At 63.5% G+C, this 19731-nt stretch carries 16 protein-coding genes; 15 read left to right on the top strand and 1 reads right to left on the bottom strand.

All coding sequences use genetic code 11. From position 1 onward, the window contains the following. The first annotated feature begins 77 nt into the window (after positions 1 to 77). From NKJ76_RS05550 to apnL, 5 genes are read left to right on the top strand one after another with little or no spacing between them, the layout of a single operon-like run. The gene (locus NKJ76_RS05550; RefSeq protein WP_023741528.1) at positions 78 to 716 is read left to right on the top strand and encodes a DUF2291 family protein; all 639 of its coding nucleotides are present in this window, start codon (positions 78 to 80) and stop codon (positions 714 to 716) included. Then, complete coding sequence (locus NKJ76_RS05545) at positions 713 to 2260, top strand: sugar ABC transporter ATP-binding protein (RefSeq protein WP_352536942.1); 1548 nt, start codon at positions 713 to 715, stop codon at positions 2258 to 2260. The genes NKJ76_RS05550 and NKJ76_RS05545 overlap by 4 nt, the downstream gene beginning before the upstream one ends. After that, entirely contained in the window at positions 2257 to 3321 is a 1065-nt protein-coding gene (locus NKJ76_RS05540) for an ABC transporter permease (RefSeq protein ID WP_023741526.1), read from the top strand. The genes NKJ76_RS05545 and NKJ76_RS05540 overlap by 4 nt, the downstream gene beginning before the upstream one ends. Before the next feature lie 2 nt (positions 3322 to 3323). Continuing rightward, positions 3324 to 4358, top strand: a complete 1035-nt coding sequence (locus tag NKJ76_RS05535; protein ID WP_023681700.1) for a Gfo/Idh/MocA family protein — start codon at positions 3324 to 3326, stop codon at positions 4356 to 4358. Then, complete coding sequence (apnL, locus tag NKJ76_RS05530) at positions 4355 to 6193, top strand: D-apionate lactonase (protein ID WP_352536941.1); 1839 nt, start codon at positions 4355 to 4357, stop codon at positions 6191 to 6193. Before NKJ76_RS05535 ends, apnL begins: the two co-directional genes overlap by 4 nt. A 2-nt stretch (positions 6194 to 6195) precedes the next feature. Here the strand turns inward: apnL and NKJ76_RS05525 are convergent, their stop codons facing one another. Then, entirely contained in the window at positions 6196 to 6909 is a 714-nt protein-coding gene (locus NKJ76_RS05525) for a transcriptional regulator NanR (RefSeq protein WP_352536940.1), read from the bottom strand. Positions 6910 to 7095: 186 nt separating this feature from the next. On the opposite strand from NKJ76_RS05525, the gene oiaX reads away from it, so the two are divergent. The 10 genes from oiaX to NKJ76_RS05475 all read left to right on the top strand — a co-directional run bounded on the left by oiaX (position 7096) and on the right by NKJ76_RS05475 (position 19625). Continuing rightward, positions 7096 to 8346 carry a 3-oxo-isoapionate-4-phosphate decarboxylase OiaX gene (oiaX, locus tag NKJ76_RS05520; RefSeq protein ID WP_352536939.1) on the top strand — a complete coding sequence of 417 codons (1251 nt, stop codon included), beginning with the start codon at positions 7096 to 7098 and terminating at the stop codon, positions 8344 to 8346. Positions 8347 to 8350: 4 nt separating this feature from the next. Then, the gene (locus NKJ76_RS05515) at positions 8351 to 9685 is read left to right on the top strand and encodes a four-carbon acid sugar kinase family protein (RefSeq protein ID WP_352536938.1); all 1335 of its coding nucleotides are present in this window, start codon (positions 8351 to 8353) and stop codon (positions 9683 to 9685) included. A gap of 235 nt (positions 9686 to 9920) precedes the next feature. Further along, entirely contained in the window at positions 9921 to 11444 is a 1524-nt protein-coding gene (locus NKJ76_RS05510; protein ID WP_352536996.1) for an FGGY-family carbohydrate kinase, read from the top strand. Then, entirely contained in the window at positions 11441 to 12217 is a 777-nt protein-coding gene (locus tag NKJ76_RS05505; RefSeq protein WP_352536937.1) for a DeoR/GlpR family DNA-binding transcription regulator, read from the top strand. Before NKJ76_RS05510 ends, NKJ76_RS05505 begins: the two co-directional genes overlap by 4 nt. Beyond that, the gene (locus NKJ76_RS05500) at positions 12214 to 13926 is read left to right on the top strand and encodes a glycerol-3-phosphate dehydrogenase/oxidase (protein WP_352536936.1); all 1713 of its coding nucleotides are present in this window, start codon (positions 12214 to 12216) and stop codon (positions 13924 to 13926) included. The genes NKJ76_RS05505 and NKJ76_RS05500 overlap by 4 nt, the downstream gene beginning before the upstream one ends. A gap of 277 nt (positions 13927 to 14203) precedes the next feature. Continuing rightward, positions 14204 to 15268, top strand: coding sequence for a sugar-binding transcriptional regulator (locus NKJ76_RS05495; protein WP_245261041.1), 1065 nt, complete (start codon positions 14204 to 14206; stop codon positions 15266 to 15268). A 33-nt stretch (positions 15269 to 15301) separates the two neighbouring features. Next, positions 15302 to 15949, top strand: a complete 648-nt coding sequence (locus NKJ76_RS05490; protein WP_023681693.1) for a DUF2291 family protein — start codon at positions 15302 to 15304, stop codon at positions 15947 to 15949. After that, positions 15946 to 17484: a sugar ABC transporter ATP-binding protein gene (locus NKJ76_RS05485; RefSeq protein WP_023706020.1), complete on the top strand. Its 1539-nt coding sequence runs from the start codon at positions 15946 to 15948 to the stop codon at positions 17482 to 17484. The genes NKJ76_RS05490 and NKJ76_RS05485 overlap by 4 nt, the downstream gene beginning before the upstream one ends. A gap of 26 nt (positions 17485 to 17510) precedes the next feature. After that, positions 17511 to 18644: an ABC transporter permease gene (locus NKJ76_RS05480; protein WP_023681691.1), complete on the top strand. Its 1134-nt coding sequence runs from the start codon at positions 17511 to 17513 to the stop codon at positions 18642 to 18644. A 39-nt stretch (positions 18645 to 18683) separates the two neighbouring features. Continuing rightward, positions 18684 to 19625, top strand: coding sequence for a D-ribose ABC transporter substrate-binding protein (locus tag NKJ76_RS05475; protein WP_081726801.1), 942 nt, complete (start codon positions 18684 to 18686; stop codon positions 19623 to 19625). Positions 19626 to 19731 lie beyond the last annotated feature (106 nt).

The raw sequence follows: 19731 nt of genomic DNA, 5'->3' as shown, positions 1-19731 counted from the left end.
ACAGCGAGGGGCGACCCAAGGGTCGTCCCTCGTCGCCATTTTCCGTGGGTACTGATCACCATGCTCAACAAGCCATCATGCTGAACAACAAGCCGACCTGGCCGATCCTTGCCGTGATACTCGGCATCAGCCTGACCGCATGTAAGATTTTGCCGACTCCCTCGGGGGATAGCGGCAACGGCTTCAATCCTGACAGGATGGTCGAGGAGATCTGGGCCGCGAAGGTCGTACCTTACCTCCAGCAGAAAGCCGGGCCGTTTGCCCAGGTCCACGCTCTGGCGAAAACCGATCCTGCTTCCGCCGGCGCCAAATATGGCAATCCGAACAAGCAGGCGAATTCGCCCTGGACCTTCGCGGTTCGCGTCGAGGGCAAGATCATCGCAGCCAACACGCAGTCGCGGGCCGCGACCATGGATATCGATGTGGACGGCGACGGCAAGGCCGATGCGCGGGTACAGATCGGACCGGCCATGCGCGGAACCGCGCTGCGCGACAGCCTCGATTTCATCCAGTTCAACGATTTCACCAACCAGATCGACTTCGCCCAGTTCGGCAAGGCGTTCAACGCCTATGCCGTCAAGGCCGTGCTTGCCAAACTGCCGCGTGACGCCTTGGAGGGCCGGACCGCCAAGGTCCTCGGCGCCTATACGCTCGAAAACGGCCAGGACCTGCCGCTGGTGACGCCGGCGGAGGCAGAAATCGGGCCGAAGCCATGAGCGCTGCGGTTGCTCACGATGTCATCCTGAAACTGGAGGACGTCTCCAAGGTGTATTCAGGCACCGTCGCGGTCAAGCGCGCGAATTTCGAGGTGCGCAAGGGCGCGGTCAATGTGCTGGTCGGCGAAAACGGCGCCGGCAAATCGACGCTGATGAAGATCATCGCCGGCGTCGAACAGCCGACGCTTGGCCGGATCCTCCTGGAAGGGGAGGAGGTCTCCTTCTCGTCATCGGGCGATGCGGTGAACCGCGGCATTGGCATGGTGTTCCAGGAGCTGAACCTGTTTGGCAATATGACCGTCGCCGAGAACATCTTCGCCACGCGCGAGATCACCAACCGGTTCCGCAAGATCGACCGCAAGGAGCAGGAGCGTCGCGCGGCGCAATTTCTCGAACGCCTGCAGGCCGGGATAAGGCCCGACATGCTGGTCGAGGATCTGCGCATCGGCCAGCAGCAGCTGGTCGAGATCGCCAAGGCGGTTTCGCTCGATGCGCGCATCCTGATCATGGACGAGCCGACCTCGGCGCTCAGTGCGGCGGAAGTCGAGATCCTGTTCAAGGTGATCGCCGACCTCAAGGCGCGCGGCGTGGCGATCGTCTACATCTCGCACCGGCTGGAAGAACTGATCCGCATCGGCGACTACATCACCGTGCTGCGCGATGGGCACATCACCGGCCAGGAGGAGATGAAAAACGTCGACACGCGGTGGATCGTGCGGCAGATGATCGGCTCCGACGCCAAGGATTTCGCCAAGGCCGACGGCCATGTTCCCGGCGAAGAGATATTCCGCGCCGAGGACATCTGCCTGCCGCGCGCCACCGGCGGGCTGGCGGTCGATCACGTCTCGCTGTCGCTGCGCGCCGGCGAGATCCTCGGCATATACGGCCTGATGGGCGCTGGGCGGAGCGAGCTGTTCGACTGCATCATGGGCCGCCATGGCCAGGCGACCGGCGCGATCTTCATCGCCGGCAAAAAGGTCAAGGAGCGCGACACGACGCGGCGTATCCGGCGCGGGCTGGCGCTGATCCCCGAAGACCGCCAACGCGAAGGGCTGGTGTCGATCCTCTCCGTCGCCAGCAATCTGACGCTGGCCAGCCTGTCGCGCTTTGTCCGCCTGTTCCACATCAGTGGCGGCCAGGAGAAGCAGGCGGTGACGCAGATCGTGCGGGAACTGGCGATCAAGGTTGCCGACCCGGCGCAGGAGGTCTCGTCGCTGTCGGGCGGCAACCAGCAAAAGGTGGTGATCGGCAAGGCGCTGCTCACCGGGCCGAAGGTGCTGCTGATGGACGAGCCGAGCCGCGGCATCGATGTCGGCGCCAAGGCCGACGTCTTCCGCACCATGCGCAAACTGTCGCGCGATGGGCTCGGTATTCTGTTCGCCACCTCCGATCTCGATGAGGTGATGGCGCTGTCCGACCGGATCGCGGTGATGAGCAATGGAAAACTGACCGGCATGTTCGATCGCGCCGAGGCGACGGAGGCAGCCCTTGTCGCCGCCTCGGCACTTGGCCACGGACCGGCCCCGCACACGGAGAACCCATGACTGACATCCCGGCCAAGGCGGCTGTCTCCTCCGTTTCGAGCGGCTCGCTGCTGCTGACGCTGATGAAGGCGAGGACCTTCATCGCGCTGATCGCCGTCTTGATCTTCTTCTCGATCGCGGCGCCGAATTTCCTGTCGACCGCCAACCTGATCCTGATGTCGAAACATGTGGCGCTGAACGCCTTCCTCGCCATGGGCATGACCTTCGTCATCATCACCGGCGGCATCGACCTGTCGGTCGGCTCGATCGTCGGCCTGTGCGGCATGGTCGCCGGCTACCTCGTGCTGAACGGCATCGACCTGCAATTCGGCTACACTATCTATTTCAACGTCGTCGAGATCGCGCTGATCACGCTGGCGGTTGGCATCCTGATCGGCGCCGTCAACGGATTGCTGATCACCAGGCTGAACGTCGCGCCGTTCATCGCCACGCTTGGCGTGCTCTATGTCGCGCGCGGCCTGGCGTTGCTGTCGTCGGACGGCCGCACCTTCCCCAACCTGGTCGGCAAGCCGGAGCTTGGCACCACCGGGTTTGGTTTCCTCGGCGCCGGGCGGCTGCTCGGCCTGCCGGTGGCGATCTGGATCCTGATCGTCGTTGCGCTGGCGGCGGCATATCTCGCCAAATACACGCCGCTCGGCCGCCACATCTTCGCCGTCGGCGGCAATGAACGGGCGTCGCGAATTTCGGGCGTTCGTGTCAACGTGGTGAAAATGTTCGTCTACATGTTCTCCGGCTTTTGCGCGGCGATCGTCGGTTTGATCATCTCGTCCGAACTGATGGCCTCGCACCCGGCAACGGGCGAAAGTTTCGAGCTCAACGCCATCGCGGCGGCAGTGCTCGGCGGCACCTCGATGTCAGGTGGGCGCGGCACGATCGGCGGCACCATTGTCGGCGCCTTCGTCATCGGCATTCTTTCGGACGGGTTGGTGATGATGGGCGTGAGTTCCTTCTGGCAGATGGTGATCAAGGGCCTTGTCATCATCGTCGCCGTCGTCGTCGACCAGGCGCAGCGCCGGCTGCAGAGCCGGGTGACGTTGATGCAGATGGCAAAGGCAGGCTGAGCATGGCGGAGTTGCGGGGAGGGCTCATCGGCTGCGGCTTCTTTGCCATCAACCAGATGCATGCCTGGCGCGACATTGAAGGCGCCGCGATGGTCGCCATTTGCGACCGCGACCCGGAGCGGCTGCGCATCATCGGCGACCAGTTCGGCATTGCGAAGCGCTACACCGACGCGGCAGAGATGTTTGCAAGCGAAAGCCTCGACTTCGTCGATATCGCCACTACCGTTCCCAGCCATCGTCCGCTGGTCGAGATGGCGGCGCTGCACCGTGTGCCGGTGATTTGCCAAAAGCCGTTCGCGCCGACGCTTGCCGACGCCAAGGCGATGGTGAGGGCCTGCGTGGAAGCCGGCGTACCGCTGATGGTGCATGAGAATTTTCGCTGGCAGTCGGCGATCCAGGCGGTGCGTGCCGTGCTCGACAGCGGCGAGATCGGCACGCCGTTCTTCGGGCGCATCTCCTTCCGCTCTGCCTATGACGTGTTTTCCGGCCAGCCCTATCTCGCCAAGGGAAAGCGCTTCATCATCGAGGACCTCGGTATCCACAGTCTCGACATCGCCCGTTTTCTACTGGGCGACGTGTCGACGATCACGACGCGAACCGCGCGCATCAACCCCGGCATCGCGGGCGAAGATGTCGCGACGATGCTGATGGACCACAAGAGCGGGGCGACGTCAGTGGTCGACTGTAGCTACGCGACGAAGCTCGCCACCGAACCGTTTCCCGAAACGCTGATCGAGATCGACGGCAGCGACGGCACGATCCGCTTGGCGCAGGGATATCGGCTCACCGTCACCGGCAGGAGCGGCACGAAGATCACCGACGTTTCGCCGCCCGTACTCGCCTGGGCATCGCGCCCATGGCACAACATCCAGGAGAGCGTCGTCGCCATCCAGCAGCACTGGGTCGACTGCCTGGCAAAGGGAACCGAGCCGGCGACCTCGGGCGCCGACAATCTCAAGACATTCGCGCTGGTCGAGGCGGCCTATCTGGGCGCCGCGAGCCACGAACCTGTCCACCTGGATGGCTTGCTGACATGACAGCCGACGCCTTCCTCCTATACGGCACACGCGTGGTCGAGGCCGAGCCGGTTAGGCTGAGTGCGGGCTTGCTCAGCGCCGACTTTGTCAACGGCAGCCTGCGCACCATCCGTTACGGCGGCATCGAAGTGCTGCGCGCCATCGCCTACATCGTGCGCGACCGCGACTGGGGCACCTATGAACCGGCGCTGACGGACCTTGCCGTCGATCAGAACGCCGACAGCTTCTCCGTCAGCTACTCCGCAACTTGCTTAGCACCGGGCGGAAGCCGGCTCGACTTTCGCGCTACGATCAAGGGCTCCGCCAACGGTCACCTAGTGTTCGACGTCAGCGCGGTCCCTGAAAGCGATTTCGAGACCAATCGCTGCGGTTTTTGCGTCCTGCATCCGATCGCCGGCCTCGCCGGCAGCCCGGTCACGGTCGAGCATACCGACGGCAGCGTCGTGGCGACGAAACTGCCGCTGTTGATCGATCCCTGGCAGCCTTTCAAGGATTTGCGCGCGATCACCCATGAAGTCCGGCCGGGCATTACTGCCGAATGCCGGATGGAGGGCGACACTTTCGAGATGGAGGACCAGCGTAACTGGTCGGACGCGTCCTACAAGACCTATGTGCGGCCACTCGCGCTGCCTTGGCCCTATGTACTGCCGGCCGGCCAAACTGTAAGCCAGACGGTCAGCCTGCGCATCACCGGCGAGGGGGGAATGCCGGCCGCAGCATCTGCCGCCGAACCGGTCAGCGTCGAACTCGGCGAGACCGGGCAGAGGCTGCCGGATCTCGGCGTGATCATCTACCCGGATGAGGTCGAAGCAGCGCTCGCAAATCTTTCGACATTGACCGAGCTCGGCCCGCAGCAACTTGTCTTCCACTACGATCCGACGCGCGGCCACGGTCTCGAAGCATTGCAGTCTTATGCAAGGCTCACCGCCGCCTATCCGGTGCAGACGACGCTGGAATGCGTCGTTGCCTGCGCGGGCGACCTCGATCCCGAGCTGTCAGGCGTTGCCGACATGGTGCGTCAAGCCGGGTTGAAGCTTTCGGCCATTGCCGTCTCGCCTTCGGTCGACCGGCAGTCGACACCGCCGGGCAGTGCGTGGCCGGACTGTCCGCCGCTCGAAGACGTCTATGACGCGGCGCGGCGCGCCTTTCCCGATATCCGGCTTGGCGGCGGCATGTTCAGCTATTTCACCGAGCTCAACCGCAAGCGCGTGCCGGGGGGCCTGCTCGATTTCGTCACTCACTGCACGTGCCCGATCGTGCACGCCGCCGACGATCTCAGCGTCATGCAGTCGCTGGAGGCGCTGCCCTCCATAACCGCGTCGGCGCGGGCGATCTTTGGGGAAAAGCCTTACCGCGTCGGTCCATCGACGATCGCCATGCGCCAGAACCCCTATGGCGGCGCGACCAAGGGCAATCCCGGGGGACAGCGCATCGCCATGGCCGATCGCGACCCTCGCCATGCCGGCCTGTTCGCAGCCGCATGGGCGATCGGCTATGCCGCGCGTGTCGCGCCGGCCGGGCTGGAACTGCTCACGCTGTCCGGCTTCGCCGGGCCCTTCGGCGTGCTGGCAGCATCCGGCGAACCCGTCGCGGAAGGATCGCCTCGGCCGATCTTCGATGCCATCAAGGGGCTTTGCGAACTGGCCGGCCTTGCCCATGTTGCGGCAAGGACGAGCGACGAGACCAAGGTGCTGGCGCTGGCCGGCCGCTCCGCTTCGGGCAAGACCGTGGCGTGGCTGGCGAACCTGACGGCGGACGACGTGACGGTCGACATCTCAGCGTTTGGCCGAGGCCAACTGGTGATGACCCCTTACGCGATCACGCGGATCAGCTGAAATCAGTTGCCGGAGTTCATCACATAAAGCGCGCTCGAGCGCTCGAGGTGCTTGATCATCGCCTTCTCGGCGCCGTCGGCATCCTTCTTCTCAATGCGGCCGATGATCTCTTCATGCTCGGTCAGCGTGAACTGTTCCTTGCCGGTCCAGATCAGCATTTCGGTGTGATATTCCTTCAGCCAACCGAGCATCGCCTCGCTGACGGCGATATAGATCGGGTTGCCCGAGATCGCCGCGATCTGGGTGTGAAACTTCATGTCGGCGGAGATGAAGGCTTCGGAATCGCCGCGAAAGCCACGCTGTTCGGCAATTGTGGCCCGCAGCTGCTCAACGTCCTCGGCAGTGGCGTTTTCGGCGGCTTCCCTGACCATACCGCGCTCGAAGAAGATGCGCGCCGTTTTCAGGTGTTCCAACGTGTCCTTCGACGACGACAGGATGATCTTGGCTGCGCCATCGACCTGCTTGATGATCGACTTGGCGGTCAGCTGCAGCACCTTGGCGCGTTCCCCATGCGAGATCGCGACGAGGCCCATATTGCTCAGTGCCTGCATCGCCTCGCGGATCGCGGGACGGCCGACCTCGAAGCGCTCCATCAACTCGCGCTCCGACGGCATGTCGTCGCCCGGCGTCAATTCTCCGCTGGTGATCAGGCGCTTCAGCCGCAAAAACACTTCGTCGGAAAGTTTGCGCCGGACGATCGGCTCCGAACGGTTCATCGTCGCGAATCACTCCCTTGACCTGTCTCTATCTAGCATTGCCACAGCCATTCCCGGAATGGCCGTCGCCCCCATCGGCGATAGCCGCAAGACAGGATATCGCTTGCAAAGCTTATGTACTCATTATACCAGATTTCGACGATCAAGGAACTCTTTTCGAACCTTCCGCCCCTCAGACAACGAACCATGATCACGCTCACCTACCGCATCGAAACATCAGGCAGCATCGAGGCGCTGGCAGCCAAGATCGCGAGCGACCAGTCGACCGGAACCTTCGTCGCGCTGCCCGGCGAAACCGAGGAACTAAAGGCCCGGGTGGCCGCGCGCGTCCTGGCCATCCGGCACCTGCCGGACGCACTTCGCCCCTCCATTCCCGAGGCCGGTAACGGGCCGTTCAAGCGCGCGGATGTCGACATCGCCTTTCCATTCGATGCCATCGGCCACGACCTGTCGGCTCTGATGACCATTGCCATCGGCGGCGCCTATTCGATCAAGGGCCTGTCCGGCATTCGCGTTGTCGACATGAAGCTGCCGGAGCAATTCCGCGGCGCGCATCCAGGGCCGCAATTCGGCGTCGCCGGCAGCCGCAGGCTGACAGGTCTCACGGATCGGCCGATCATCGGCACCATCGTCAAGCCGGCGCTGGGGCTGCGGCCCCCCGAGACCGCCGCGATGGTGGGCGAGCTGATCGCCGCCGGTGTCGATTTCATCAAGGACGATGAGAAGCTGATGAGCCCAGCCTATTCGCCGCTGGCGGAGCGGGTAAAGGCAATCATGCCGCTGATCCTCGACCACGAGCAGAGGACCGGCAAGAAGGTGATGTATGCCTTCGGCATCTCGCATGCCGACCCGGACGAGATGATGCGCAATCACGATCTGGTGGCCAAGGCCGGCGGAAATTGCGCGGTGGTCAACATCAACTCCGTCGGTTTCGGTGGCCTGGCCTTCTTGAGAAAACGCTCCAGCCTGGTGCTTCACGCTCATCGCAACGGCTGGGACATCCTCACCCGCCATCCCGGCCTCGGTATGAACTTCAAGGTCTGGCAACAGTTCTGGCGGCTGCTCGGCGTCGACCAGTTCCAGATCAACGGCATCCAATCGAAATACTGGGAGCCGGACGCGTCTTTCGTCGAGTCCTTCAAGGCGGTAACGACCCCGATCTTTGCGCCTGAGGATTGCGCTCTGCCGGTCGCCGGTTCCGGCCAATGGGGCGGGCAGGCGCCCGAGACCTATGAACGGACCGGCCGGACGGTCGATCTGCTCTATCTGTGCGGCGGCGGCATCGTCAGCCATCCGGACGGGCCGGGCGCCGGGGTGCGTGCCGTGCAGCAGGCCTGGCAAGCTGCGGTCGACGGCATTCCGCTGGCGGATTTCGCCTTGAGCCATCCCGAACTGGCGCGGTCGATCGAAAAATTCGGCGACGGCAAAGCGGCCTGAAGCGATGCAAGATCTGCTTCTCAGCTATTATGGCGATGACCTCACCGGTTCGACCGACGTCATGGAAGCGCTCGAACTCGGCGGCGTGCCGACCGTGCTGTTCATGCGCCAGCCGGACGCGGCCATGGTTGAGCAGTTCAACCATTGCCGCGCCATTGGCCTGGCCGGCACCAGCCGCAGCGAAACCCCGCAATGGATGGACACGCATCTCACCGACGCTTTCGCCTGGCTGAAGGCGCTGAATGCCCAAATCTGCCACTACAAGGTCTGCTCGACCTTCGATTCCAGCCCGGCGATCGGCAGCATCGGCCGGGCGATCGAGATCGGCCGCTCGGTCTTCGCGCAGGACAGCGTGCCGCTGCTGGTCGGGGCGCCGCAACTCAAGCGTTACACTGCCTTCGGTCATCTGTTCGCCGCCTATCGTGACAAGTATTTCCGCATCGACCGCCATCCGGTAATGAGCCGCCACCCGACGACGCCGATGGATGAATCCGACCTGCTGATCCATCTGTCGCGGCAGACGGAGCTCACATCGGGGCTGGTCGATCTCGCGACGTTGCAGTCGGCGTCGCGCTCGGAAGCCTTCGACCGCTTGCTCGCCGAGGGGACCAACATCGTACTTGTCGATGTCGACAGCCGCGAGACGCAGGCGCTTGCCGGCAAGGAGATATGGCGCGCCCGCAAGCCGGGCGGTTCGTTCGTCATCGGCTCGTCCGGGATCGAATATGCGCTGCTGGCCGAATGGGTGTCGAACGGGACCGTCAGAGCTGAACCAAAATTTTCACCGCCGGGTGCCGCCGACCGGATCGCGGTCGTCTCGGGCAGTTGTTCGCCGACGACCGAACGACAGATCCGGCACGCTTTGACCGACGGCTTCGATGGCATCGAGGTCGATCCCGTCGAACTGATCTCCGAAGCTTCCGGAGATGCGATCGCACGCGCGACGGCAGCCGGTCGCGCCAGCCTGGAAGGCGGACGCAGCGTCGTTCTCTACACGGCCCTTGGACCCGCGGCCGACAGGGGGGGCGAAATCGACCGCCAGGAAGGCGCCCGCCACAAGCTCGGGCGGGGCCTCGGCGAACTGCTTCGCGCGCTGACGATCGAGCAGAAGTTGCAGCGCGTGGTCATAGCCGGAGGCGACACGTCGAGCCACGCTCTCGGCCAGATGGGCGTCGGTGCGCTGATGGTGCGGATGCCGCTGCCGGCGTCGCCGGGCTCGCCGCTTTGCGTCGCTCACTCGCGCGTCAAGGCGATCGATGGGCTGGAGGTGGCACTCAAGGGCGGGCAGGTTGGAACCGACCGCTATTTCAGCGCCATCCGTGACGGCCTTAGCAGCTGATTACGCGTCGCCTGGCAACCTCGAGATCCATTCATGCCCTCTAACGGCGCCGTAGCGGTTTTTGTCGCGCATGTTGACGTTAAATTCACATAAAGATATGGGTGTTTTGTCGGGGCAAGGTACTTTTGCCATTTATCCGCCTTGCTCTATCGGGGTTGTCGCCATGTGTTTCGCCCTTGCATCAGACTGCAGGATCGCCCTGTAGCAATCGCCAATGCTGAAAGAGGCGGTGATCATGCCCAGCCTGCTCGGAATCGATAACGGCCTCACGGTCACCAAGGCGGTCATCTTCGATGCCGACGGCACGCAATTGTCCGTGGCGCGTCGCCGGGTGCCGCAATCGATGCCCCACGCGCGCTGGGTGGAGCGCGACATGTCAGGCCTGTGGCAAGCAACAGCCGACGCCATCAAGGAGGCGATCGCGCTCTCCGGCAGGCCGGCGGAAGACATCAAGGCGGTGGCGGCGACCGCGCATGGCGATGGTCTCTATCTGCTCGATCATGATCGTCAGCCTTTGGGACCAGGCATCCTGTCGCTCGACAGCCGCGCCGGCGACATTGTCGACAGGTGGTCCGCCGGTACCGTTTTCACCGATGCGCTGGCGACGACAGGCCAGACGCCGCATGTTTCTGCGCCGTCGGCGCTGCTGGCATGGCTCAAGCAGAACGATCCTGATCGCTATAGCCGCATCGGCCATGTGCTGGCCTGCAAGGACTGGCTGCGCTTTTGCCTGAGCGGTACGATCGGCACCGACCGCACGGAGGCAAGCACCTCATTCACGGATTTTCGCACGCAAGCCTATGCGCCTGAAGCGCTGCGCATCTTCGGGTTGGAGGATCTGTTCGACGCGCTGCCGCCGGTGGCGCATTCGGCTGACATCGCCGGTCAAGTCACCGCCGATGCCGCCGAAAGGACCGGCCTCCGCCAGGGAACACCGGTCGCCTGCGGCCTGCACGACGTGGCCGCCTCGGCGCTTGGCATGGGCGGCCATGAAGACGGCGTGCTCGCCATCGTCGCCGGCACCTATTCCATCAATGAAGTCGTCTCTTCGCAACCGCGCGTCGACCGACGTTGGTTCTGCCGCAACGCCATCGACGCGGGCCGTTGGAACAACATGTCGATCTCGCCGGCCTCGACCGCGAACTACGACTGGTTTCTCGACACCTTCTGTCGCTTGGAGCAGAACAGGACGGATGGCGGTTCCATCCACGAATTGCTGGCGGGAGAGATCGACGCGGCGTTGAAGAAGCCTTCGACCATCCTGTTTCATCCCTATCTGTTCGGCTCTCCCTATGGCGATTTGGCCAGCGGCAGCTTTGTCGGCCTGCATGGCTGGCACAATCGCGGCGACATGCTGAAGGCGGTTCTGGAAGGCATCGCCTTCAATCACCGCACCCATGTCGAGGCCTTGCGCGACGGCTTTGCCGTCAGCGAGATCCGCCTGACCGGCGGCGGCTCGCGTAATCCTGCCTTCGTCCAGATGTTTGCCGACGTGCTGAACGCCCCGGTCACCGTCACCTCGACGGATGAGACCGCGGCTTTGGGTGCCGCGCTTTGCGCGGGTGCCGCGGTCGGCTTGTTCAAGACGCCGCAAGAGGGGGCAAGGCAGGTCGGGATGACGGAGCGGACGTATCAACCCGTGCCCGCCTCCAGTGCTGTGTTCAATGAGCGGTTTTCGCTCTACTGCAGCATAGCCGAGCAGCTGAAGTCGCATTGGCCGGACATCGAAAGACTGGCGCGGCCAAGGGGAGACGCATGATCAAGGCCGACGAACGACGCGAAGAGATCGCCGATTATGTGATCAAGCTCGGCCAGGTGCGCATCGATGATCTGGTCGAGTATTTCGGCGTGTCGCGCATGACCATCCACCGGCATATCGACCGGCTGGCGCAGCAGGGCGTGCTGCGCAAGCTGCACGGTGCGGTGACGGTCCAGCCTTCCGGCCTCTACGAGAGCGCTTTCCGCTACCGGGTGACCGTCAATCGAGCCGAGAAGGATGCACTGGCGCGGGCGGCACTGGATTATATCGAGGCCGGCCAGGTGGTGATGCTGGACGATTCATCGACGGCAAACGCGGTCGCGACGCTGCTGCTCGACGTCAAGCCGCTGACCGTAATTTCCAACAGCGTCTCGACGGCGGGCCAATTGATCAATGTGGACGATATCGATTTCATCTGCCTCGGCGGCCAGTATCATCCCACTTACAATGCCTATATCGGCATTGTCTGCGAGAACGCCGTGGCGCAGTTGCGCGCCAATGTGCTGATCTGTTCGGCTTCGGCCGTCACCGGAACCACTGCTTTCATCCAGGATCCGAATGTCGTGCGGGTCAAGCAGGCGATGATGACCGCCTCCGTGAAGCGCATCCTTTTGGTCGACCACGCAAAATTCGACCGGATCGCGCTGCATGTCTTCGACGATTTGACCAGTTTCGACGCCGTGCTGGTGACCGAGGGCCTCGGCGATGCGCAGGCGCAGAGCCTCGATCGGGCCGGCGTGAAACTGCGCATCGTCAAGACGAAAGCGCCATGAGCCGAACAGACGGAGCAGGGGCGGACAATCCCGCAGGGCGTCTCGCCGCGGTGGCCGGGACCGGCGAGGTCGACGTCGTCATTCTTGGCGCCGGCATCAACGGGGCAGGGCTGTTTCGCGATCTGTGCGCGCAAGGTGTCAGCTGCCTGATCGTCGACAAGGCGGATTTCGGCTCGGGCACCAGTGCCGCGCCGTCGAGGCTCATCCACGGCGGCCTGAAATATCTCGAGACGGGCGAGTTCGGGCTGGTGGCGCAGTCGACGCTCGAACGCAATCTGCTTCTGCAAAACGCGCCGCACTATGTCAGCCCGCTGCCGACCGTCATCCCGATCTTCTCGTGGAGCAAGGGCATGCTCGCGGCGTTGCGAACGCTGTTCGGCTCGACCAGCGCGCCGCGCAGCCGCGGCGCCATACTGATCAAGATCGGCTTGATGATCTACGATTTCTACGGTTCACGAAACCAGGTCATGCCGCGCCACCGCATGGTCGGGCGGCGGCAGGCGCTTGTTGAGATGCCGGCGCTCAATCCGGCGATCGTCGCCACCGGCACCTACTACGACGCCAAGATAAGTCACCCGGAAAGGCTGGTGCTGGAACTGATCCTCGACGGCTTGCAGGCTCACGCGGCGTCTGCCGGTGCCAACTACACGACACTGGCGGCTTCAGCCAATGGCGTGCTCACCTTCCAGCCGGAAAACGGCGCGGCCTTTTCGGTGCGGCCGAAACTGGTGGTGAACGCCGCCGGTCCGTGGATCGACGACGTCAACGCGCTGCTTGGTGCTCCATCGAAGATGATCGGCGGCACCAAGGGCTCGCATATCCTGTTAAGGCATGACGAACTGGTCAAAAGCCTCGCCGGGCGCATGCTCTATTTCGAGGCCGATGACGGCCGCATCTGCCTGGTCTACGACTATCTCGGCCTGGCGCTGTTCGGCTCGACCGACATCAAGGCCGACAATCCGGACGCGGTCCGCTGCGAACCCGAAGAAGTCGACTATCTGCTCGACAGCGTGCGAACGCTGCTGCCGGGCATGGCGTTCGAGCGCGACCAGATCGTCTACGCCTATAGCGGCATCCGGCCGCTGCCGACGTCTGAAGCAGCGACGCCCGGACTGATCAGCCGCGATCATTCGGCGCCCGTTGCCGAGCCGGACGGCAACAGGCCCTTTGCAGTCATTTCGCTGGTCGGCGGCAAATGGACGACGTTCCGCGGCTTTGCCGAGGAAGTCACTGATACCGTACTCAAGCGCTTGCAGCGCAGCCGCAAGGTGACGACGCGAGCCATGCCGATCGGCGGCGGGAGGGATTTCCCGGCCAACGCCCCGGCCCGCGCGGACTGGCTGGCCGAGGCACAGCAGGCAACAGGCGCCGGGGAAGGGCGCCTTGATCAATTGCTGTCGCGCTACGGGACCAGAGCCGTTGAGATCGCCAGGCATGGGTCGGATGATGAGGGTCGTCTGCCGGACTCGGACGGCTACGGCAAGGCGGAAATCGACTACATCGTGCGCAACGAGTTCGTCGAACATCTGGCCGATGTCGTTATGCGCCGCAGCACGTTGGCGATAGGCGGCTCGTTGACGAGCCGCGACCTGCAGGAGATTGCCGCGATCGCCGGGCGGGCGTTGGGGTGGAGCACCGAGCGCCTGGCGCGGGAGGTCGAAGCCGCTGTTGTCGAACTCGAGGGCAGGAACCTGATGCGGCTGGACTGATCGCTCCATCGCCGACACCTTAGCTTTTCCTGAGGCAATCCGATCGATTTGCCCTTGTTGCGCCGTGTGCATCAACCTTCCCATTTTGCACCCGGATTGGGATTTTGCCGGCGCCCTACGGGTTCATGCCGTCACCTGGATGAGGTAACACAAATTGACGTTAAATTAACACTGCCGTATGGTCGGATTATATGCTTAGCTTCTAATAGGCCCGCGTTGGCTGCCGAACATCGGCTGAGGCAACCATCTGCGGAGGGATTGACAGCGATGCAAAGGTATGAAAATTTTTGCACACAAAGATAATATTATCACCTGGGGAGGGGATGGCTTGAATTCCGGCGGAAGTGCAAACCGCGACCATGAGTCCAGCCTCGCCACGCGCGCGGCCTGGCTGCACTATGCCGGTGGTCTGACCCAGGCCCAGGTGGCCAAGCGGCTTGGCCTGACCAGCCTCAAGGCGCATAGGCTGATCACCAAGGCCAACCAGGAAGGTCTGGTCAGGGTCTTCATCGACGGCGACGTCGCCGAATGCGTCGATCTGGAACAGCGCCTGATCGCCGCCTATGGGCTCCACTATTGCGAGGTGGTTCCCGATCTCGATCAGGACGAACTGCCGCTGAAGGGGCTGGGCATTGCAGGCGCCCAGTTCCTGAAGCGCGAAATCGATCGCGGCGAAGACATGCTGATCGGCGTCGGCCATGGCCGCACGCTTGCCGCCAGCGTCGAATATCTGACGCGCGCAACTGCTGCTCACATCCGTTTCGTCTCGCTGCTTGGCGGCGTGACGCGCAAATTCGCCGCCAACCCGCACGACGTCATGCATCGCCTGGCAGAGCGGACAGGCGCGCAGGCCTTTGTCATGCCGGTGCCTTTTGTCGCCAATACCGCCGAGGACCGTGAAGTGCTGCTTGGCCAACGCGGCATCAGCGATGTGTTCGCTCTCGCCAGCCGGTCCGACCTGATGTTCGTCGGAATAGGCACGGCCGAGCGGGAGGCGTCGCTGGTCGCCACCGGCATGATCGAGCCTTCCGAAATCGATGAGGTCAAGCGGGACGGCGGCGTCGGTGAATTGCTGGCGCATTTCTTCGACGACAAGGGGCGTCCGGTCGAAACGGCGCTGTCGGAAAGAATACTGGCGCTTCCGCGCGATCAGTTGAAGGGCCGCAGGATCGTTGCCGTCGCCGGCGGCAAGGTGAAGGTGCGCGCCATCAAGGCAGTACTCGAAAGCCGTTATCTCAGCGGCCTGATCACCGACGAATGCACGGCCCGCGCGCTGGTCGAGCTCGACGATGCAGCCGGGACCGCGAAGCGCTACGTGAACGGAGGAACTTCGAATGCGTGACAACGGACAATCCGCACCGCTGGTGGTTGCATCATGAGCGCGAAGGCCACCGCCCGGCAAGCTTCGCCCGGCCTGCGCCGGGTGCTTGCCGGCGCTGCGGTTGTGGTTCTGCTCGGCGCCATGGCGCTCGACACCAAGGTGATCAAGATCGGCTCTGCCGGCGATGTTCGCAACGCGGTGTTTTCGGCCGCCGACTACGGCAAGTCTGAATTTCCCAAGGTGCAGGCCGATGTCGAAGCGCGTGCCGCCGACGCCGCGACGGTGGCGGCGGCGATCGCCAAGGACAGGGCGACGGCCGAAAAGGAATATGGCGTGCCGGCGGGAGTCGGACCGGTCATCTCGGTCAAGTTCACCGGCGTCGTCGGCGAGGGAAAATCGGGCATCTACAAGGTCGCCGTCGACGGTTTGCCGGACACGTTGACCGTCCGCGTACAGACTGGGCCGGCGATCAACGGAACCGAGCTTCGCGACGCCACCGGCAAGATCACCTTTGGTCAGTTCACCAACCAGATCGAGTATCAGGACGCCGGCTCGGCGCTGAACAACGAGATGAAGAAGGAGGTGCTGGCGAAAGTCGATACCAGTGCCTTGACCGGCAAGACAATAGCGGTGGTCGGCGTCTTCAAGCTGGTCAATCCGAAGAGCTGGCTGGTCACACCGGTGAGGCTGGACGTCAAATGACAATGGCTGCCGGCACAGAACCCGCGACTGGCGATGCCGTGCTTTCGGCGCGCAATGTCGTCATGTCGTATGGCGGCGTCCACGCGCTCAAGGGCGTCAACTTCGACATCCATCGCGGCAAGGTCACCACCCTGTTCGGAGAGAATGGCGCCGGCAAATCGACGCTGATGAAGATCCTGTCCGGCGTGGTGACGCCGACATCCGGCGACATCGTGCTCGACGGCAATCTCGTCAGCTTTGCCTCGTCTTCGGACGCGCGCGATCGCGGCATTTCGATCATCCACCAGGAGCTCAGCCTGGCGCCGAATCTGAGCGTCCGCGACAACATCTTCATGGGCCGCGAACTGCGCACCAGAACCGGCCTCGACTTCGCCGAGGAGGCGCGCCAGGCGCGGGCGCTGATGGCCGACCTCGAAGAAGACATCGATCCGATGACCCTGGTCGAGGACCTGCGCCTGGGGCAGCAACAGATCGTCGAGATCGCACGCGCGCTGTCGGTCGATTCCCGCATCCTGATCATGGACGAGCCGACCTCCGCACTCAGTGCGACCGAGGTGGAGGTGCTGTTCAAGGTGATCCGCGATCTGACCAGCCGCGGTGTCTCCATCGTCTACATCTCGCATCACCTCGAAGAGGCGCTGCAGATCACCGACTACGCCGTCGTGCTGCGTGACGGGGCGATCACGGCAACGGCCGAGGCCAAGGACATCGACCTCGAATGGATCGTCCGCAACATGGTGGGCGAGAATTTCGATCTCGGCTCGCCGCCGACCGGCCACGAGTTCGGCGCGGTGGCGCTGTCGATCGAGGATGTCAGCGTCACCGACGCTTCGGGTTCAGGCTACGTCGTCGATCATCTGTCGCTGGATGTCAAAGCGGGCGAGATCGTCTGCATCTATGGGCTGATGGGCGCGGGCCGCACGGAATTGCTGGAGGCCGTCGCCGGCCGTGTGCCCATGGCGGGCGGGCGGGCGCTGCTGGAGGGTGAGGACGTTTCGGGACTGACCATTGCCCAGCGCATCGCCCGAGGTCTGGTTCTGGTCCCCGAGGATCGCCAGCGCGATGGCCTGGTTCAGACCATGACCGTCGGCCGCAACCTGTCGCTTGCCAGCATCGAGGCATTCGCCAAGGGGCTCTTCCTCTCCCGGCAGAGGGAGCGCGCACTGATCGACGATTCGATCCGCAAGGTGACCATCAAGACCGCGGGCGGCAACGCCATGATCGGATCGCTGTCGGGCGGCAACCAGCAGAAGGTCGTCATAGGCAAGATGCTGACGACAGATCCCAAGGTCATCCTTCTCGACGAGCCGAGCCGCGGCATCGACGTCGGTGCGAAGGCCGAAGTCTTTCGCTTGCTCAGCGAGCGTGCCGCGCAAGGCCTGGCGGTCGTCTTCTCGACCTCGGAGGTCAATGAGTGCCTCAGCATCGCCCACCGCATCGTCGTCATGCGGCGCGGCAAGATTTCAGCCGAATTCGGCGCCAACGCCACCAAAGAGCAGATCATGGCCGCCTCCGGCGAAGCCGTGGTCGCCTGACCACAGAATTTCCGGAGCCCCGACCCATGAGCGATGTCAGCCAGGCCAGCAAACAGTCCAGCCCCAATGCGGGCGGAGAGGGCTTCGACGTGGCCAAGCTGCTGCTCGAAGGCCGGGCCTTCTTTGCCCTGATCGTCATCATTGTCGTCTTCTCGATCCTGTCGCCCTACTACCTCTCGGTGGCGAATTTCCTGACCATGGCTTCGCATGTCGCCATCTTCGGGATTCTCGCCATCGGCATGCTGCTCGTCATCCTCAATGGCGGCATCGACCTGTCGGTGGGGTCGACGCTCGGGCTTGCCGGCGTCGTCGCCGGTTTTCTGATGCAAGGCGTGACGCTGACCTGGCTCGGCGTCGTTCTCTATCCGCCGGTCTGGGTGGTCGCGGTGCTGGCCTGCATGCTGGGCGCCGCTGTCGGGCTGATCAACGGCGTGCTGATCGCGCGGTTCAAGGTTCCGGCCTTTGTCGCCACGCTCGGCGTCATGTACATGGCGCGCGGCCTGGCACTGCTGATGACCAGCGGCCTGACCTACAACAATCTCGGCGGCAAGCCGGAGTTGGGCAACACCGGTTTCGACGCGCTTGGCTTCAACCGTCTGTTCGGCGTGCCGACCGGCGTGGTGGTGCTGGCGGTCATCGCGCTGATCGGCAGCATCGTGTTGAACCGCACCGCGTTCGGGCGCTGGCTCTACGCCTCGGGCGGCAATGAGCGCGCCGCCGAACTGTCCGGCGTTCCGGTCAAGACTGTGCAGATTTCGGTCTATGTGCTTTCAGGCATCTGTGCCGCCATTGCCGGCCTGATCCTGTCCTCGCAGTTGACCTCGGCCGGACCGACCGCTGGCACCACTTACGAACTGACGGCCATCGCCGCCGTCGTCATCGGCGGCGCCGCACTCACCGGCGGGCGCGGCAACATTCGCGGCACCCTGCTCGGAGCCTTCGTCATCGGCTTCCTGTCCGACGGTCTGGTGATCATCGGCATCTCATCCTACTGGCAGACAGTGTTCACCGGCGCCGTCATCGTGCTCGCCGTGCTCCTCAATGCCGTTCAGTATCGCCGCCGTAGCAAGCTTCCAGCTTCGACGGGCGGCCAACCGACTTCTCAGAAACGGGGGAAGGCCGAACCGGCCAATCCTGCCCAAGGGAAGACTGCCAGCTGACTGGCAGCAAGACCGCGTAAAATCATTGGAGGAATGTACATGAAAATCGTGCTTAGAAGTTTGCTTGCCGCCGCGATGGTGGTCGGGTTTAGCGCAGCCGCATCGGCCGCGGGCCTGATCTCGATCATCGTCAACGATCCGGCCAACCCCTACTGGCTGACCGAAGGCAACGTTGCCAAGGCCGAAGCCGAAAAGCTTGGCTATACGGCCAATGTCGCCGCCCACAAGGGCGACACCAATACCGAAAGCAATCTGATCGACACCGCCATCACCAACAAGTCGGTGGCGATCATCCTCGACCCGGCCAATGCCGATGGTTCGGTCGGCGCGGTGAAGAAGGCGATTGCCGCCAACATCCCGGTTTTCCTCGTCAATGCCGAGATCAACCAGGAAGGTCTTGCCAAGGGACAGCTCGTCTCCAACAACGCCCAGGGTGCGGCTCTCGGCGCCCAGCAGTGGGTGCAGGCGGTCGGTGAAAAGGGCAAGTATGTCGAACTGCTCGGCGCCCCCTCGGACAACAACGCCGCCACGCGCTCGAACGGCTACGCGACTGTGCTGAGCCAGTATCCGGATCTCGAAAAGGCCGCTTCGCAGGTCGCCAACTGGGATCGTACCCAGGGACACGACAAGATGCAGAGCATGCTGCAGGCCAATCCCGACATCATCGCGGTGATCAGCGGCAACGACGAAATGGCGCTTGGCGCGGTTGCGGCGCTGAAGGAAGCCGGCAAGCTCGCCGGCATCAAGGTCGGCGGCTTTGACGGCTCCCCGGATGCGGTTGCGGCCATCAAGTCCGGCGAACTGCAGTACACCGTGCTTCAGCCGGTGGCCATCTTCTCGGCCAAGGCCGTGCAGCAGGCCGACTCGTTCATCAAGACGGGCGCTACCGGCGCCACCAGCGAGAAGCAGCTGTTCGATTGCCTGCTCATCACCAAGGACAATGTGGACAAGTACACCGCACCCTTCGTGCTGTCGGAATAAAAACCTGCTCAGGGGGTGTCCTTCGCGGACACTCCCTGGCTCTTCCATGGCTTCGAGACAACAAAGACTGCTCCTTGTGACTTGCCTTCATAACCATCCGGAACTT

The organism is Mesorhizobium sp. M0029 (genome assembly GCF_040323735.1).
Classification (GTDB): domain Bacteria; phylum Pseudomonadota; class Alphaproteobacteria; order Rhizobiales; family Rhizobiaceae; genus Mesorhizobium.
The sequence above is the reverse complement of the archived record's forward strand: the minus strand, read 5'-3'. Positions and strand labels throughout refer to the sequence as shown.

Bases quoted from the DNA above. Each gene is read 5' to 3' on its own strand.
- NKJ76_RS05550 (WP_023741528.1), top strand. From the start codon at position 78: ATGCTGAACAACAAGCCGACCTGGCCGATCCTTGCCGTGATACTCGGC.
- NKJ76_RS05545 (WP_352536942.1), top strand. From the start codon at position 713: ATGAGCGCTGCGGTTGCTCACGATGTCATCCTGAAACTGGAGGACGTC.
- NKJ76_RS05540 (WP_023741526.1), top strand. From the start codon at position 2,257: ATGACTGACATCCCGGCCAAGGCGGCTGTCTCCTCCGTTTCGAGCGGC.
- NKJ76_RS05535 (WP_023681700.1), top strand. From the start codon at position 3,324: ATGGCGGAGTTGCGGGGAGGGCTCATCGGCTGCGGCTTCTTTGCCATC.
- apnL (WP_352536941.1), top strand. From the start codon at position 4,355: ATGACAGCCGACGCCTTCCTCCTATACGGCACACGCGTGGTCGAGGCC.
- NKJ76_RS05525 (WP_352536940.1), bottom strand. From the start codon at position 6,909: ATGAACCGTTCGGAGCCGATCGTCCGGCGCAAACTTTCCGACGAAGTG.
- oiaX (WP_352536939.1), top strand. From the start codon at position 7,096: ATGATCACGCTCACCTACCGCATCGAAACATCAGGCAGCATCGAGGCG.
- NKJ76_RS05515 (WP_352536938.1), top strand. From the start codon at position 8,351: ATGCAAGATCTGCTTCTCAGCTATTATGGCGATGACCTCACCGGTTCG.
- NKJ76_RS05510 (WP_352536996.1), top strand. From the start codon at position 9,921: ATGCCCAGCCTGCTCGGAATCGATAACGGCCTCACGGTCACCAAGGCG.
- NKJ76_RS05505 (WP_352536937.1), top strand. From the start codon at position 11,441: ATGATCAAGGCCGACGAACGACGCGAAGAGATCGCCGATTATGTGATC.
- NKJ76_RS05500 (WP_352536936.1), top strand. From the start codon at position 12,214: ATGAGCCGAACAGACGGAGCAGGGGCGGACAATCCCGCAGGGCGTCTC.
- NKJ76_RS05495 (WP_245261041.1), top strand. From the start codon at position 14,204: ATGAAAATTTTTGCACACAAAGATAATATTATCACCTGGGGAGGGGAT.
- NKJ76_RS05490 (WP_023681693.1), top strand. From the start codon at position 15,302: ATGAGCGCGAAGGCCACCGCCCGGCAAGCTTCGCCCGGCCTGCGCCGG.
- NKJ76_RS05485 (WP_023706020.1), top strand. From the start codon at position 15,946: ATGACAATGGCTGCCGGCACAGAACCCGCGACTGGCGATGCCGTGCTT.
- NKJ76_RS05480 (WP_023681691.1), top strand. From the start codon at position 17,511: ATGAGCGATGTCAGCCAGGCCAGCAAACAGTCCAGCCCCAATGCGGGC.
- NKJ76_RS05475 (WP_081726801.1), top strand. From the start codon at position 18,684: ATGAAAATCGTGCTTAGAAGTTTGCTTGCCGCCGCGATGGTGGTCGGG.